This is a genomic window from Pseudomonadota bacterium, assembly GCA_023229365.1.
Taxonomy (GTDB): Bacteria; Myxococcota_A; Polyangia; order JAAYKL01; family JAAYKL01; genus JALNZK01.
Genome location: JALNZK010000077.1, coordinates 10,918 through 26,131 on the forward strand (window position 1 = coordinate 10,918; position 15,214 = coordinate 26,131).

The 15,214-nt window shown below is 70.5% G+C and carries 13 protein-coding genes; 10 read left to right on the top strand and 3 right to left on the bottom strand.

What is annotated here, in order from left to right; genetic code table 11:
• The first annotated feature begins 155 nt into the window (after positions 1 to 155).
• The 8 genes from M0R80_22235 to M0R80_22270 all read left to right on the top strand — a co-directional run bounded on the left by M0R80_22235 (position 156) and on the right by M0R80_22270 (position 8,286).
• Positions 156 to 1,130: a hypothetical protein gene (locus tag M0R80_22235; protein ID MCK9462353.1), complete on the top strand. Its 975-nt coding sequence runs from the start codon at positions 156 to 158 to the stop codon at positions 1,128 to 1,130.
• 231 nt (positions 1,131 to 1,361) lie between these two features.
• The gene (locus M0R80_22240) at positions 1,362 to 2,093 is read left to right on the top strand and encodes a UPF0280 family protein (protein ID MCK9462354.1); all 732 of its coding nucleotides are present in this window, start codon (positions 1,362 to 1,364) and stop codon (positions 2,091 to 2,093) included.
• Between the two features lie 3 nt (positions 2,094 to 2,096).
• Positions 2,097 to 2,315 carry a 4Fe-4S dicluster domain-containing protein gene (locus M0R80_22245; GenBank protein ID MCK9462355.1) on the top strand — a complete coding sequence of 73 codons (219 nt, stop codon included), beginning with the start codon at positions 2,097 to 2,099 and terminating at the stop codon, positions 2,313 to 2,315.
• Positions 2,315 to 3,496: a homocysteine biosynthesis protein gene (locus M0R80_22250; GenBank protein ID MCK9462356.1), complete on the top strand. Its 1,182-nt coding sequence runs from the start codon at positions 2,315 to 2,317 to the stop codon at positions 3,494 to 3,496. Before M0R80_22245 ends, M0R80_22250 begins: the two co-directional genes overlap by 1 nt.
• 5 nt (positions 3,497 to 3,501) lie before the next feature.
• Complete coding sequence (locus tag M0R80_22255; GenBank protein ID MCK9462357.1) at positions 3,502 to 4,815, top strand: aspartate kinase; 1,314 nt, start codon at positions 3,502 to 3,504, stop codon at positions 4,813 to 4,815.
• A gap of 62 nt (positions 4,816 to 4,877) precedes the next feature.
• Positions 4,878 to 5,246: a hypothetical protein gene (locus M0R80_22260; GenBank protein MCK9462358.1), complete on the top strand. Its 369-nt coding sequence runs from the start codon at positions 4,878 to 4,880 to the stop codon at positions 5,244 to 5,246.
• A 50-nt stretch (positions 5,247 to 5,296) separates the two neighbouring features.
• A complete protein-coding gene (locus tag M0R80_22265; protein ID MCK9462359.1) occupies positions 5,297 to 7,183 on the top strand; it encodes an ABC transporter substrate-binding protein in 1,887 nt (628 codons plus the stop codon).
• Positions 7,180 to 8,286, top strand: coding sequence for an ArsA family ATPase (locus M0R80_22270; protein ID MCK9462360.1), 1,107 nt, complete (start codon positions 7,180 to 7,182; stop codon positions 8,284 to 8,286). Before M0R80_22265 ends, M0R80_22270 begins: the two co-directional genes overlap by 4 nt.
• 27 nt (positions 8,287 to 8,313) lie before the next feature.
• On the opposite strand, the gene M0R80_22275 is transcribed toward M0R80_22270, so the two are convergent.
• Together M0R80_22275 and M0R80_22280 are read right to left on the bottom strand one after the other, a co-directional pair.
• Positions 8,314 to 9,318, bottom strand: a complete 1,005-nt coding sequence (locus M0R80_22275; protein ID MCK9462361.1) for a TonB C-terminal domain-containing protein — start codon at positions 9,316 to 9,318, stop codon at positions 8,314 to 8,316.
• 98 nt (positions 9,319 to 9,416) lie between these two features.
• Positions 9,417 to 11,450: an OmpA family protein gene (locus M0R80_22280; protein MCK9462362.1), complete on the bottom strand. Its 2,034-nt coding sequence runs from the start codon at positions 11,448 to 11,450 to the stop codon at positions 9,417 to 9,419.
• Between the two features lie 382 nt (positions 11,451 to 11,832).
• Here M0R80_22280 and M0R80_22285 point away from each other — a divergent pair, with 382 nt between their 5' ends.
• Complete coding sequence (locus tag M0R80_22285; GenBank protein MCK9462363.1) at positions 11,833 to 13,137, top strand: hypothetical protein; 1,305 nt, start codon at positions 11,833 to 11,835, stop codon at positions 13,135 to 13,137.
• Positions 13,138 to 13,262: 125 nt separating this feature from the next.
• Entirely contained in the window at positions 13,263 to 14,594 is a 1,332-nt protein-coding gene (locus tag M0R80_22290; GenBank protein ID MCK9462364.1) for a hypothetical protein, read from the top strand.
• A 24-nt stretch (positions 14,595 to 14,618) separates the two neighbouring features.
• On the opposite strand, the gene M0R80_22295 is transcribed toward M0R80_22290, so the two are convergent.
• Positions 14,619 to 15,214 (bottom strand): hypothetical protein (locus M0R80_22295; protein MCK9462365.1); only part of this gene is annotated, 596 nt, incomplete at its 5' end.

Below are 15,214 nucleotides of genomic sequence, written 5' to 3' on the forward strand. Positions count from 1 at the left end.
CCGCTCCGGGTGCGCGCGGCGGGGGCTTGGGTTCGTTGCCGCTTCATCCCTTTTTGATAAACTTTCTTTTGCACCCGCACCACAAATAAGACAGATACTCTATGAATCCCGGCCGTTCTTTCGGCCGGATCTCCCGCCAGGGAAAGGGGACGAAGATGAAGACGCTTTTCACGAAAATAGTCATCGTTGTGCTCGGCGCCTGCTCCATTGGCGCGCTCGCGGCGGCGTGCGGGGACGACGACGGCGGCTCGGCGGACACGGACGCGGACACCGACACGGACACCGACACCGACTCCGACACGGACACCGACACGGACGGCGACGCGGACTGCACGGCGTGCCTCGCCGACGACACGAAGACCGCGTGCTTCAACCGGGTCGTCGGGCACGTGACCTCCGAGAGCGCGGCGGCGGCGCTCACCGCGCAGATCTGCGCCCCGGCGTGCATCCCGATGACCGTCGAGACCGACGGCACGATCTCCAAGGACTTCACGACGTGCATGTCCTTCCCGCTGTCCAACGAGGACGACATCCACGTGACGATCGGCGAGAACCCCGACGCGAACACCGACACGCAGACGCGCTACTCGCTCGCGTTCGCCCCGACCCAGGAAGAGATCTCCGCCGAGTTCGAGTACGACCTCGGGGAGTTCGCGCGCTTCACGCTGCCGACCGACGGCGCGGCGTACACGGCCGCGGGCGGCGCGACGGTCACGGATCTCGAGGGCGTGAGCTTCGACGTCGCGGCCGGCGGCCTCGGCGACACCGACTGCGAGATCCGCGTCTTCTCGCACCCGCTCGACGGCGACACCCCGCGGTTCGTGCCGGCGGGCGTGACGCTGGACGCGCTCTTCTTCTTCTCGCCGTACTTCTGGAGCGTGCCCGACGAGGCGGAGGGCCTCTCGCTCGGCATCGACGCCGCCTCGGTCGGCTGGACGGACGGCGACACGGGCTCCTACTACCTGCTCGGCGACTTCGCGAGCTCGAACTTCGTCGCGTGCCCGGACGCCTCCGAGGACCTCCAGCTCGGCCACTTCGAGGCGTGCGGCACCGTGACCGCGGCCGCCGGAGTGGTTCCGATCCCCGACTTCGCCGTGCTCGGCTGGCTGGGGCTCGCCAAGGACGAGTAGGCCGTCCGAATTTTATTCTTTTCCATTGACCATTTCTGCCGATTGTTCCAAATAATGTTCGTCCATCACCCGGAGGAAGCCCCGGTGCTCGACACTTCGCAAAGCCCGATCCTGCCCTGCATGGCCATGCGCCGGCCTCGGTGACCGCGGCGATCCGCTCCTCGAGCGTCCCCGCGGACACCGGGGCGACCCGGAACCCCTGAAACGACGACGGAGAACGGAGGCGCTCCCGTGTACACGGAGCGAACCTATAGAAGCTGGTCGGGCCGCGGCTCGGCGGCGCGGTTCAGAGTCAGGTTGGGCGAGAGCGATCTCGACATCCAGTGCGCCGAGGATCGCCGCGCGTCCGCCCTGCGCGCCCTCGCCGGAGCGCGCCGGGAGCTCGAGCGCCACATCGCCAGCCACCCCGCGTACCGCACGTTGCTCGTCCCTTTCGACGTTCGCGGCGACGCGCCCGGGATCGTGCGCGCCATGGCGGACGCGGCGTCGCTCTGGGACGTCGGGCCGATGGCCGCCGTGGCCGGCGCGATAGCGCAGCGCGTGGGCGAGGCGATCGCGCGGCCGGGCGAGGACGTGATCGTGGAGAACGGCGGCGACATCTGGGCACGAACGGGCGGCGAGATTCGCTGCGCGGTGTACGCGGGCGAGCGCTCGCCGTTCCGCGACCGGCTCGCCTTCGCCGTCGACTCGCGGGGCGGCGTCGGCGTCTGCACCTCGTCGGGGGTTGTCGGGCCGTCGCTCTCGTTCGGCCGGGCGGACGCGGTGGTCGTCGTCGCGAGGAGCGCGGCGATCGCCGACGCGGCGGCCACGGCGATCGCGAACCGCATCCGGGCGCCCGCCGACGTGGGGCCCGCGGTGGAACAGGCGAGCGGCGGGCCGGGGATCGACGGGCTCGTGGCGTGCTGCGGCGACAGGCTGGCCCTGTGGGGAGATCTCGAGCTCGTGGAGAGCAGAGGGAACTAGCCGATGCCGAAACGGACATTGAACAAGGACGGTGGCGCCTGCGTGGAGTGCACGGCGTGCGTCGCGCAGTGCCGCGCGGGCGCGCTCACGGTCGCGCGGCCGAGCTTCACGGTGCGACTCGACGCCTCGAGGTGCGCCGCGTGCGGGCGGTGCGTGGACGCGTGCGGGTACGGCGCGCTCGAGCTCGTCTTGCGCCGACGCGGGCGGGAGGAGGCGGCGTGATGGCGAAGAGCTACGAGGAGATCAACGAGAAGATCCGGCGCGGGCGGGCGGTCGTGATCACGGCCGAGGAGATGATCGACGTGGTGCGCGAGAGGGGCGCGGGCGCGGCGGCGCGGGACGTGGACGTCGTCACCACCGGCACCTTCGGGCCGATGTGCTCGAGCGGCGCCCTGCTCAACGTGGGCCACACGACGCCGCGCATGAAGATTCGGCGCGCGCGGATCAACGGCGTGGAGGCGTACGGCGGGCTCGCCGCGGTGGACCTCTACCTCGGCGCGGCGCAGGTCCGTGACGGGGATCCCCTGAACGACGGCTTCCCCGGGCGGTTCGAGTACGGCGGCGGGCACGCGATCGAGGCGCTCGTGCGCGGCGAGGAGGTCGAGCTCGTCGCCGAGGCGTACGGCACCGACTGCTACCCGCGCCGCGAGCTGCGATCGAAATTGCGCCTTCGCGACCTGCGGGACGCCGTGCTGTGGAACCCGCGGAACGCCTATCAGAACTACAACGTCGCGGTGAACGCGCACGGCGGGCGCGAGATCTACACGTACCTCGGGGTGCTGGGCCCCGGGCTCGCGAACGCGACGTTCTGCAGCGCCGGGCAGCTGTCGCCGCTGCTCAACGATCCGCGCTACCGGACGATCGGCGTCGGCACGCGGATCTTCCTCGGCGGCGGCGTGGGGTTCGTGGCGGGCCCGGGTACGCAGCACGACCCGGACGTCCCGCGCACCTTCGGCGGCGCGCCCAAAGGCGGGGCGGGCACGCTCATGGTGACGGGCGATCTCAAGCGGATGAGCGCCGGCTTCCTGCGCGGCGTCTCGATGGTCGGCTACGGGACCACCCTCGCGGTCGGCGTCGGCGTGCCGATCCCGATCCTCGACGAGGAGCTCGCCCTCTCCACCGCGGTCTCGGACGCGGAGCTCTTCGCGCCGGTGATCGACTACTCGCGCGACTACCCCGAAAACCGCCCGGAGCCGCTGGCGTACGTCACCTACGCCGCGCTGCGCTCGGGCGAGATCTCGCTCGGCGGCCGCCGCGTGGCGACCGCGTCGCTGTCGAGCTACGCGAAGGCCCGCGAGATCGCGGAGACGCTCAAGTCCTGGATCCGGGCCGGCAGCTTCCGGCTCGGTCGGCCCGTCGCGCCGCTCCCGGGCGCGCGCGAGGAGGAAGGAGGCGCGCCGTGATCGTGATGAAGTTCGGAGGGAGCTCGCTCGGATCGGCCGAGCGGATCTCGCGGTGCACAGGCCTCGTGCTGAAGGAGCGGCGGCGGCGCCCCGCCGTCGTGGTGTCCGCGTGCGGCGGGACCACGGAGCTCCTGCTCGAGGCGGCGGAGGCGGCGCTCCTAGGCGAGGTCGACTGCGGCGAGATCGCGCGCTTCCACGCGGCGCTGCTCGACGGGCTCGGCGTCCGGGTCGAGGAGGTGGAGCGCCTGCTGTCCGAGCTGCGCGCCCTGCTCACCGGCGTCAGCCTGACGCGCGAGCTGACCGACAGGACGCGCGACCTCGCGATGTCGTTCGGCGAGCGGATCTCCGCGCGGGTGTTCGCGGCCGCGCTGGCCGCCGCGGGGATGGAGGCGGAGCCGCACGACGCCTTCGCGATAGGCCTCCTGACGGACTCGGCGCACGGCGGCGCGAGCCCGCTCGACGAGGCGTACGACAGGATCGGCGCGGCGCTCGCGGGGCGCCCGGCGACCCCCGTGATCACCGGGTTCCTCGGCGCGGACGCGAGCGGGAGCGTCACGACGCTCGGCCGCTCGGGCTCCGACTACTCGGCCTCGATCGTCGCGGCCGCCTTAGGCGCCGAGGAGGTGCAGATCTGGACCGACGTCGACGGCGTCATGACCTGCGACCCGTCGCTCGACGCCCGCGCCGAGAACCTGCCGCTCCTCTCGTTCGACGAGGCGAGCGAGCTCGCGTACTACGGCGCCGAGGTGCTGCACCCGAGCACCCTCGTGCCCGCCATCCGGCGCGGCATCCCGGTGCGCGTGCTCAACACGGCGAACCCCGACGCGCCGGGCACGCGGATCGTCTCCGAGCCGCAGCTCACCCGCCGCATGGCGAAGTCCGTCGTCTACAAGGAGGGCGTGGCGCTCGTGCACCTCGGCTCGCCGCGCCACACCTCGGCGGTGAAGCTGCTCTCGGCGGCGCTCGACGTCATGTGCCGGCACCGCGTCGGGATCCACATGGCGACGACGTCCGAGGCGACCGTGTCGCTCGTCACGTCGAGCGGCTGTGATCCCGCGAGGCTGCGCGCGGCGGCGGACGAGCTCGGGCGGCTCGGCCGCGTGGAGATCGGGGCGGGCAAGGCGATCGTCTGCGTCGTCGGCGCGGAGCTCTCGGGGAACGCGGCGGCGCTCGGCCGGATCTTCGGCGCGATCTCCACGGAGGGGATCCGGGCCGAGATGGTCTCGCAGAGCGCGGCGGCGATCAACGTCGGGTTCCTCGTCGACGAGCGCGAGATCGCGGCCGCGGTCCGGGCGCTGCACGGGCTCTTGCTGGATTAGTTGCGCCGCGGAGGTCAAGGTGGCATGATGTGGTCAGATGTAGGACAATAATGGAGGCCCCCATGCTGACAGAACGACGACTCCGGCGCAGCGACGACACCCTGGAAGCGCTCGCGCTCCAGCTCGAGGCCACGGCCGAGCGCGCCGCGTGCACGGCGCTCGTGCTCACGCAGAGGGACGGGCTCCCGCTCGCGGAGGTCGGCGAGGACGCGGCGGCCGAGGAGATCGCGGCGTTCGCGCCGACGCTCGTCCGCAACGGCCGGCTGTGGCACGGCGCGATCCCGACGACCGCGGGCGAGCGGCTCGTCACCGTCGCGCCCCTGCCGACCGGCGACGGGACCCTGTACCTGTGCGCCGTCGGCGGCCTCGTGTGCGTGCTCGGACCGGAGCTCGCCCTCGGCGGCCGCGGCGTGGCGCGCATCCTCGCCTGAACCGCGCCATTGTCTTGCCCGGCGGCGCGGCGGCCCCTAGACTGGCCCCCATGACGCGGCTCGCCACCTTCGTCCTCCCGTGCGCGGCGATCGCGTTCTTCGCCGCGGGCTGCCCGGCCCCCGGGGCCGCGAAGGCGAGCCTCGCGGTGTTCAGCGACGACCCGAAGGCCGAGCGGGCGTTCGACGCCGCGGTCGCGCTCTACGACGCGGGCGAGCTCGCGCGGGCGGACGCGGCGTTCGCGGCGTTCACCGCAGAGTTCGCGCGCGATCCGCTCTACGGCGGCGCGGTCGTCTTCCGGGCCCGCATCGCGATAGCGCAGGGCGCCCCGAAGGCGGCGCTGGAGCTCTGCGCCAGCCTCGAGGGCGCGAGGGTCGACAGGCTGACGAAGGAGCGCGCCCGGCTGTACGAGGGGATCGCGGCCGCGGCCCTCGGCGAGCACGACCGCGCGACGCGCCTATTGACGCCGTTCCTCGGCGCGCTGACCGATCCCGCGGAGAACGAGCTCCTCCTCGCGAGCCTCTGGCGCGCGGCCGTGGCGCAGGGCGATCTCGGGCGCGCGCTCACGTGGCTGGACGCGTACCTCGCGCTCCCGCCCGCCGACGACGGGGTCGCGGCGGCGCGCTCGGCGCTCGACGCGCTGCTCGTCGGCGTCGACGATCCCGACAGGCTCGAGGAGGCCGCGGCGACCGTCGATCCGCGCGGCGCGACCTGGCCCCGGGTCTTCGGCCGGCTCGTGCGCGCGCGCTACGATCGGGGCGATCTCGACGGCGCCGCCGCCGCGCTCGCCGAGCTCGTCGACGCCGGGAGGGACGCCGACGCCGGGGTGGCCGACGTCGCCCTGCTCATCGAGAAGAGATCCCGCGTCGATCTCGCCTCCATCGGGTGCATCCTGCCGCTGTCCGGCCGATCGCGGGTCGTCGGCGAGGCGGCGCTGCGCGGCGTGATGCTCGGCGCCAAGGAGCTGCAGACCCCGGAGGGGCGCGCGTTCTCCATCGTCGTGCGCGACACGGAGGGCAGCCCGGAGCGCGCCGGGGACGTGACCGAGGAGCTCGTCGTGGGTACCGGCGTCGCGGCGCTGATAGGCCCGCTGGACGGCGACGAGGCGGAGCGCGTCGCGGCGCGCGCGGCGCAGCTCGGGGTGCCGCTCCTGCTGCTCGCCCCGCAGGACGATCTCGTCACCGGCGGCGCGTTCCGGATCTTCCCGTCGCCGCGCGCGGAGATCGCGGCGCTCGTCGAGGCCGCCGCTTCCACCGGCGCGAAGCGCCACGCCATCCTCTACCCGAACAGCGGCTACGGCGCGGTGCTCCGCGATCTCTACGCGGCGCAGCTCGTTCGGTTCGGCCTCGAGCCGCTCGCGAAGATCGCCTATCCCGAGGGCACGACCGACTTCACGCCGTTCGCGAGGCAGCTCGCGGGCCGCGGGGTCGAGGTCGTGTTCGTGCCGGACGCGGCGTCGCGGATCGCCCTCGCGGCGCCCGCGCTCGCGGCGGCGGGGGTGCTCCGAACCGCCCAGGGCGCGTCGGGGGCGGCGAAGCCGGGCGGGATCCTCGCGGCGCCGGCCGTCGGCCTCTCCCCGGACCTCGTGCGCCGCGCCGGGAGATATCTGCAGGGCGCGCTTTTCGTGTCGCACTTCTTCGAGACGGCGATGCCGGCGGCGGCCCGGTTCGCGGAGCGGTTCCGCTCCGAGTACAGGGCCGAGCCGTCGCACTACGCGGCGTACGGGCACGACGCGGCGCTGCTGCTCGAGGCGGCGATCTCCAGGGGCGGCGCCAAGGGCCGGACCGCGATCGCCGCCTGGCTGCGCGCGAGAGGCGCGGGCGACGGCGCGGATCTCGGCGCCGCGGCGCGCTTCGAGGGCTTCGACGCGACCGGCGCCCCGACCGCAGCCCCCTTCGTGATCACGCTCGTCGGGGAGGCGTGGGAGATCTCCAGATGACCCGGCGGCGCGACGCGGGCACGGAACCGCTCTTCGGCGCGATCGGGGACCGGCGCGTGATAGTCTTCGTAGGCGCCGGCGGCGTGGGGAAGACGACGCTCTCCGCCGCGACCGCGGTGCGCGCGGCGCGGGAGGGGCGGCGCGTGGCGTGCCTCACGATCGATCCGGCGCGCAGGCTCGCCGACAGTCTCGGCGTCGCGAGCTCCGGCACCCGCGGCGAGCTCAAGGAGATCACGGGAACGCTCGGCGGCGGCGTCGCCGAGGGCGGGCGCCTCGCCTTCGGGATGCTCGACCCCAAGGAGACCTTCGACAGGTTCGTCGAGGAGCGCTCCTCGAGCCCGGAGCGCGCGCGGCGGATCCTCGAGAACCGGCTCTACCGCTACGTCTCGAGCTCCCTGAGCGGCATGCACGAGTACATGGCGCTCGAGAAGCTGTGCGAGATCCGAGGCCACCCCGACGTCGATCTCATCGTGCTCGACACCCCGCCCACCGCGAACGCGATCGACTTCTTCACCGCGCCGCGGCGGATGAAGGACGCGCTCGACGGGCCGCTCGTCCGCGTCATGCGGCGGGCCTACGCCGGCCCCGGCCGGCTCGGCTTCGACCTCGTCGGCCGCTGGGCGCGCGCCGTGCTCCGCGCGATCTCCAAGGTGACCGGCGGCGAGTTGCTCGACGAGATGATGGGGTTCGTCGACGCCCTGTCGGACCTGTTCGGGAGCTTCTCGGAGCGCGCGGAGGCCATCGAGAAGGTGCTCCACGGCGACGACGTCGCGTTCTGCCTCGTCACGACCCCGGACAAGGCGACGATGCGCGAGACGCGCGAGTTCCGGCAGCGCCTCTCCGCGCCCGGGCCCGCGGTCTTCGCGGTCGTGTTCAACAGGTGCCACGCGCCGCGCGTCCCGATGCCGCCGCCGGGCGTCGCCGAGGCGGACGCGCTCGCCGCGCTCAACGCCGAGTGGAACGCCGCGTTCGACCGCGAGTCCGAGCGCATCGTCGAGGTGCGCGATGGCTGGGACGGGCTCGAGGCGATCGGGATCGTGCCGCTCGTGCCGGAGGGGGCGTCGCGGGTGGCCGCGCTCGACGCGATCGCCGCGCATCTGTGAACGCCGCGGGCGAGGCGAGCCTCGCCCCTACTCGTACCGCCGCATGCGGACGATCGGCGCCTCGCCGATCTCGACGACGAAGTGGAACGTGAACTTGACGAGCCCGTCCGACTTCGAGCGGAGCCCCGCCGGCACGTTCGGGAACGGCGCCGCCTGCTCGACCGCCTCGTACGCCTCGTCGTCCAGGAACGGCGCGCCGCTCGGCTCCATGACGTACAGCTTCCTGAGCCCGCCTGCCGGCTCGAGGACGACGAGCAGCACGGTCACCCGGTCCTTGTGGCCGTAGATGTTGCCGTACGGATCGCGCCGCCTGTACTCGGCGCCGGGCTTCCAGAACCGCTCGACCTTGCTCTTCACGCGGTTGAAGAACGACGCGAACTCCCAGCCCGCGGTGTTGACGACCGTCGCGTCGCCGTCGATGACGTCCTCGAGGTGATCGAGCCCGGTGCCGGCGATCGCACCGGACATCGCCTCGCGGCTCGGGTTGAGGCTCAGGTTCTCGGGCGACCACGGCGCGCGCAAGGCGGTCGAGAACGTCCCGCCCGGCTCGCGCTCGAGCTCCGACGGCATCGGGGCGACGCCGTGCTCCTCGAGCCGCATGCCGCCCGGCGTCGTCGCCGAGTCCGCGCCCTTCCCGCCGAGCTGCGGCGCCGGCGCGACGTTCGCCGGCCCGGGCGTCCGGAACCTCGATCGCGTCTCCCGCTCGGCCCGCGAGTCGAGCTCCGCGAGGAACCGCGGCTTGGTCTTCGGCCGCTGCGCGACGACGGGCTTCGGGACGCGCACCACCTCGCCGTCCGGGATCTCCGCCTCCGGCTCGTACTCCTCGAGCTCCTCTTCCGGGGTCAGCTCCGGCTCGGGCAGAGGCGGGCCGTTCCACAGGTCGACGACGACCGGCTCGCCGCTGCCGGGCGCCGGCTCCATGTACTCGAGGATCATCCGCCCGAGCGGGACGACGAGGCACACGTGGAACAGGATCGCGAGCAGCGCGAAGATCGCGGCGGCCTTCCGGCGGCTCTTTCTGCTCGTCGACATCTCGAGTCCCCACCCACAGTAAAGCACGATTCGTGCCGGGTGTGTGGTCTCCCCGCCTCCGCAGGGCTACGGCGCGTTCGAGCGCGAGGGGTGGGAGATCACTTCGGGACGACGCCGGCCGCCTTCGCGGCCTCGCACGCGACCTCGACGCCGGTCGGGTTGCTGTCGATCGACAGCACCTTGAACTCCACGCGCCGGTTCTGCTCCCACGCCGGCTCGCTGTGCCCCGGATCGACCGGGCAGTACTTGCCGTAGCCGAAGGAGCGCAGCTTCTTCGCCTTGACGTCCTTCTTGACGAGGTACGACACCACGGACGCGGCGCGGTCGGCGGTGAGCTGCAGGTTGTACTTCACGTCGCCGCGCTCGTCCGCGTGGCCCTGCACCTCGATCAGGTCGATCTGCGGGTTGTTGTTGATGGTCTCGGCGACCTGGTCGAGGATGTCGTACGAGATCTCCTTGATGGTCGCGGAGTCGTACTCGAAATAGATCTTCTTGAGGATCTTGATCGAGTCCTTGGTCACGATCACGTCGCCCTGATCCGGGCAGCCGTCCTTGTCGTCCTTGCCGTTGTAGGTCTCGGGCTCGTTCGGGCAGGTGTCGTCGACGTCCGGGATGCGGTCCGCGTCGTTGTCCGGATCCGGGCAGCCGTCCTGGTCCTCCCAGCCGTCGGAGTCCTCGGGCTCGTTCGGGCAGACGTCCTTGATGTCGACGATGGCGTCCTTGTCGTTGTCCTCGTCCGGGCACCCGTCCTCGTCCTCGAACTGATCGAGATCCTCGGGATCGTCCGGGCACTTGTCGACGCTGTCGAGGATGCCGTCGCCGTCGCGATCACCCTCGCTGCGATCCGGGCACCCGTCCTCGTCCTTGTCGCCGTCCTTGTCCTCGGGCACGAGCGGGCAGTCGTCGTTCGTGTCGGGTACGCCGTCGCGATCGTTGTCCGGATCCGGGCACCCGTCCGAGTCGTTGAAGTCGTCCATGTCCTCGGGATCGTCGGGGCACTGATCGATGTCGTCCTTGATGCCGTCGCCGTCCTTGTCGCCTATCGACGGCTCGAACGCGAAGCCGATGAACACGCGGTGCTCGAGGCCCTGGAAGCCGTACCCCGCGTTGTCGCCGCGCCTGCCCGCGACCGGGATGCCGTGCGCGTAGCCGGCCATCAGGTACGAGCTGCGCTCGACGTAGACCTTGAGGCCGACGTTCGCCTCGAGCGAGAGGTACTCGGCCGAGCCGCCGGTGAGCATGTCGTTGCCGTAGATCTCGACCACCGCGTCCATGATGCGCGGCCAGAGCACGAACGTGTTGCCGAACCCGAAGGTGACCATGGGGCCGTACTTGAACAGGACGAGATCCTCCGGCTCGATGGCGGCTTCGCCCGGCTGCTCGGACAACCAGCTGTCCATGTCGGTGCTGAGCGCGTGCTTCCTGTTCAGCACGTTCTCGGCGCTCGTCCCGAACGCGTAGCGCGCGCCGACGTTGATCGCGCCGCGGTACCAGGACCTGGGCTCGAAATCGAGGATCATCTTCGCCGCGAGCGCGGTACCCGGCTCGCTCATCAGCACCTCCGGCTTGCCCATGGTCATGAACTGGTACTGGATGACCGTGCCGAGGCCTATCGGGTGGCGGTCCGCGCGGATCCAGCGCAGCTTGGCGTGCACCGAGATGTCGCCGATGGCGCCCTTCGTGTTCCAGTTTTCGCGCTCCTGCGCGAGCCTCCACGGATCATCGACCTGATCCCGCGTCCACCCGGTGAAGACCTTCCCCTTCGGGATGGCGATCGGCACCTGCAGGCCGACCACGAACATGTCCAGGAGGCCGAGGTTGAACGCCAGGCCGGAGAAGATGTAGTTGTCGACCGTGGTCTTGCTGTACGCCTCGGCGTTGTCCAACTCGGGCGCCGGCCAGCCGTTGAAGCCGAAGTCGAGCATGAGGCTCACGGAGAACGCGAGGTGCGGCAGGATCTGCGTGCCGTCCACCGAGAAGTGCCCCTTGTTGTCCACGGCCGAGCGGAACAGCCTCGACTCCATGCCCTGGCCGTTCTTCACCATCGGCGTGTCCGCCGTGGACGCGGTCGGAACCGCGAGCAGGAGCGCGACCACGACGAAGGCGACAACCCGGATTCGCAAACTCATCATCTCGACCTCCGAACCTGAGGAAACGTCGATTTTCCTTGATGAATTGAAACGCTCGCAGCCTATCTCACGAAAACGCCGCTTGTCAATTGCCCAAGCGGCGCGGGCGCCACACGAATCATAGTGTCCGGGCGAGCGCGAACGAGTGAATACAATCGACGACACCGAAGTCGAAAAAAACAATTCGATTCGATGATTGCGAAAACTGGATAAATACCACGTCAATTCATTAACAATTCAACGACGAGGTGACGTCGTGCGTCGCGCTTGCACGCGGGGGGAAACAGCGGTAGAAGATTCCGGTACTGTTCAAAACCAAGCAAGAAAATCGCGTGCGTGTCGCGAATGATCGGTCTGACACGGCGCCACCAAGGAGGAGACGAAGATGAAAAAGGTTTTTAGCTTATTCGTGATCATGGTTCTGGCGGCCGGGCTCATGTCGAGCTGCGACGCCTCCGAGAAGCTGTGCGGACCGTGCGGCGACATCACCAAAGGTGACACGTTCATCTCCGGCGACGCGCGCATCGACGGCCTGTTCACGGCGGTCGGCAAGCTCGGCACGGCGACGGCCGACATCGACGCGTCGTTCAAGGCCGACGTCATGGCGCTCGGCGAGGTGTTCGGCTCGGAAGTGACGGCCGACATGGAGATCGGCGACATGGTCGCCCAGGTGAAGGCCGACATCCAGGCCGAGTTCGCCGCCAACCTCGATGGTGGCATTTCCGTGAACGTGGTCCCGCCGAAGTGCGAGGCGAGCGTGAACGTGGCCGTCGAGGCGCAGGCCACCTGCGAGGCGAAGGCCGGCTGCGAAGTGAGCGCCGAGTGTACGGGCGGCGAGCTCTCCGTCCAGTGCGAAGGCTCCTGCTCCGGCGGCTGCTCCGGCACCTGCGAGGGATCTTGCTCCGCGAAGATCGAAGGCGGCGGCTGCTCCGGCGAGTGCAAGGGCTCCTGCACGCTCGAGGCCGCGGCGACCTGCGAAGGCACCTGCAAGGGCACCTGCTCCGGCGACTGCTCGGCCTACGCCGAGAACGGCGAGGGCGAGATGGAGTGCAACGGCACGTGCGAAGGCGACTGCACCGGCACCTGCGAGCTCGCGGTCGCGGCCGAGTGCTCCGGCTCCTGCCACGGCGAGTGCAAGATGCCGGCGGCCGAGGTCGAGTGCGAGGGGACCTGCGAGGGCTCCTGCTCCGCCGAGTGCTCCGGCTCCTGCGAAGGCACCGCGACCCCGCCGAGCTGCTCGGCCGAGGGCGAGTGCGAGGCTTCCGCGGACTGCCAGGCGTCGGCTTCGGCCGAGGCGTCGGCGAGCGTCGAGTGCACGCCGCCCAGCATCGACATCGCGTACAAGTTCAACGCGAGCCTCGACGCTGAGGGCCAGGCCGCCTTCGTCGCGAAGATCGGCGAGTTCAAGGCCCGGATGATCACGGTCGTCCAGGGCATGTTCAAGCTCCGGGCCCTCATCGACGCGGACTACGCGGCCGAGATCGGCATCACGTCGCCGGTCGACGCGATCGCGGGCCAGGTCGACGTCCTGCTCGAGGCGGACCTCGGCAGCTTCGACATCCCGGCCGGCCGCATCGCGTGCGTGTTCCCGGCGCTCGAGGCGTCCTTCGACATCCTCGCCGAGGCCGGTGGCTCGCTCGTGGCGACGGTCGACGCGCAGTTCGACCTCGTCGGCACGATCGGCATGTAGTCGTTCGACGTCCCGTTCGAAGATCACACGCCGCCGGTCCCTCACGGGGCCGGCGGTTTTTTTTCACCCGCGGCGCTCCGTTTTCCGATATTCTTCGAGCATCGTTTAACAATGGAGGTAACGGCATGCGGTACAAAGTCATCGGGATGGTCATGATCTTCGCGATCGGCGCGTTCGGCCTCGGCGGGGCGTGCGAGGATCTCAAGGAAGCCTGCGGCCCGTGCGGCACCGTGGAAGCGGCGGACGGCGCCATCTCCGGCGACGCCAAGCTCGACGCCTTCTTCAAGGCGGTCGGCTCGCTCAACATGAACGTCGGCAAGATCAACGCCGGGTTCGAGGGGAACGTCAAAGCGCTCGCCGAGGCGTTCGGTGTCGCGACCGTCGATGTCGATGGCAACCCCATTGAATTCGATGTTCTCGTCGACGACGTCGTCGCCGAAATCAACGCCGAGTTCAGCGCCAACATCAGCGGTGGTCTCAAGATCGACTTCCAGCCCCCGAAGTGCGAAGTGAACGTCGACGCGTCGTTCTCCGCCTCGGCCCAGTGCCAGGCGAAGGCCGGCTGCGACGTGGACGCGGAGTGCACGGGCGGCGAGGTCTCCTTCGAGTGCTCCGGCACCTGCGAGGGCAAGTGCGAGGGCACGTGCGAGATCCCGGTGTGCACGGTCTCCATGGACGCAAGCCTCGAGTGCTCGGGCGAGTGCTCGGGCAAGTGCTCGGCGACCGCGAGCGGCGAGTGCTCCGGCGAGTGCCGCGGCACCTGCTCCGGCGAGTGCTCCGCCTACGACGGCGCCGGCGACTGCAAGGGCGCCTGCAACGGCAGCTGCACCGGCGAGTGCGCGGTCGAGGTCAAGGGCGAGTGCTCGGCGAAGTGCGAGGGCGAGTGCAAGGCCCAGGTCGAGACCGAGGCCGAGTGCCAGGGTGAGCTGGGGTGCAAGGGCGAGTGCCAGGGCTCCTGCTCCGGCGGCTGCCAGGGCGAGGTGTCGGCGCCGAAGTGCTCGGTCCAGGCCGAGTGCGAGGCCGAGGCCGATTGCCAGGCCCAGGCCAACGCGAGCGCCTCCGCGAACGCGAGCTGCACGCCCCCGACGCTCGAGCTGAAGTTCGTCCTCAACGCCGATGTCGAGGCGGACGCGAACCTCAAGGCAGAGTTCATGGGCAAGATCACGGCGTTCAAGACCAACATGATCGGCATGATCCAGGGCATGGAAAACCTGAAGATCCTCTACGACGCAGAGGCGGCCGCGAAGATCGGCATCGAGCCGCCGACGGTCACGTTGGGCGCAGCGGCCGAGGGGCTCCTCGACGCCGCCGCCGACGGCGACTTCGAGATCAAGCCGGCGCTGCTCGGCTGCACGCTCGACGCGCTCGACGAGACCGTCTCGATCATGGGCAGCCTGCCGGGCAAGCTGACGGCGTCGGTCGAGGGCCAGGCCAAGTTCTACGCGATCCTCTTCTAGGCCGAGCCCGACGTCCTCCCGCGATCAGTCCCCGTACACGCCGAAGCAGAAGTCGCCGCCATAGCCCGCGCCGGCGAGGTCCAGCCAGGTGGCGCCCGAGTCCTCGGTGTACATGTTGTACCCGGCGGCGTACGGATCCGTGGAGTACTGGAGCGCCCAGTAGGTGGTGTTGGGATCGGCGACCGACGCGTTCGGGATCAGCACGATCCAGTAGGTCGATCCCGCGGACACGGAGACGGAGCCGAGCGCCGCGCAGTACTCCTCGTAGACGCCGGTCGTGCCGAGCACGACGTCGACGGACGCCGAGGCGAGCGCGGACGACGCGGGCGCGCCGCTCCCGTTGGCGCGCAGCTGGACGGTCAGCGGCCCGAAGTCGATTGTCGACTCATCGAGCATCAGCTCGATCCCGGTGATCGTCGAGACGTACGGCACGAACGACTGCGCGAGGTAGAGCGTGGGGATCAGCCCACCGAGCCCGTCCTCGTTGACCGTCTGGCTCACGTCCGGCGCGCCGGAGCAGTCGCCGTCCGCATCGGAATCGACATCCGAGTCCGTGTCCGAATCCGTGTCCGAATCCGTGTCCGAATCCGTGTCCGAGTCCGAATCGGAGTCCGTGTCCG

Excerpts from the sequence above, each read along its gene's own strand:
- M0R80_22255 (MCK9462357.1), top strand. The coding sequence starts at position 3,502 with ATGAAGTTCGGAGGGAGCTCGCTCGGATCGGCCGAGCGGATCTCGCGG.
- M0R80_22290 (MCK9462364.1), top strand. The coding sequence starts at position 13,263 with ATGCGGTACAAAGTCATCGGGATGGTCATGATCTTCGCGATCGGCGCG.
- M0R80_22265 (MCK9462359.1), top strand. The coding sequence starts at position 5,297 with ATGACGCGGCTCGCCACCTTCGTCCTCCCGTGCGCGGCGATCGCGTTC.
- M0R80_22275 (MCK9462361.1), bottom strand. The coding sequence starts at position 9,318 with ATGTCGACGAGCAGAAAGAGCCGCCGGAAGGCCGCCGCGATCTTCGCG.
- M0R80_22270 (MCK9462360.1), top strand. The coding sequence starts at position 7,180 with ATGACCCGGCGGCGCGACGCGGGCACGGAACCGCTCTTCGGCGCGATC.
- M0R80_22285 (MCK9462363.1), top strand. The coding sequence starts at position 11,833 with ATGAAAAAGGTTTTTAGCTTATTCGTGATCATGGTTCTGGCGGCCGGG.
- M0R80_22245 (MCK9462355.1), top strand. The coding sequence starts at position 2,097 with ATGCCGAAACGGACATTGAACAAGGACGGTGGCGCCTGCGTGGAGTGC.
- M0R80_22250 (MCK9462356.1), top strand. The coding sequence starts at position 2,315 with ATGGCGAAGAGCTACGAGGAGATCAACGAGAAGATCCGGCGCGGGCGG.
- M0R80_22260 (MCK9462358.1), top strand. The coding sequence starts at position 4,878 with ATGCTGACAGAACGACGACTCCGGCGCAGCGACGACACCCTGGAAGCG.
- M0R80_22280 (MCK9462362.1), bottom strand. The coding sequence starts at position 11,450 with ATGATGAGTTTGCGAATCCGGGTTGTCGCCTTCGTCGTGGTCGCGCTC.
- M0R80_22235 (MCK9462353.1), top strand. The coding sequence starts at position 156 with ATGAAGACGCTTTTCACGAAAATAGTCATCGTTGTGCTCGGCGCCTGC.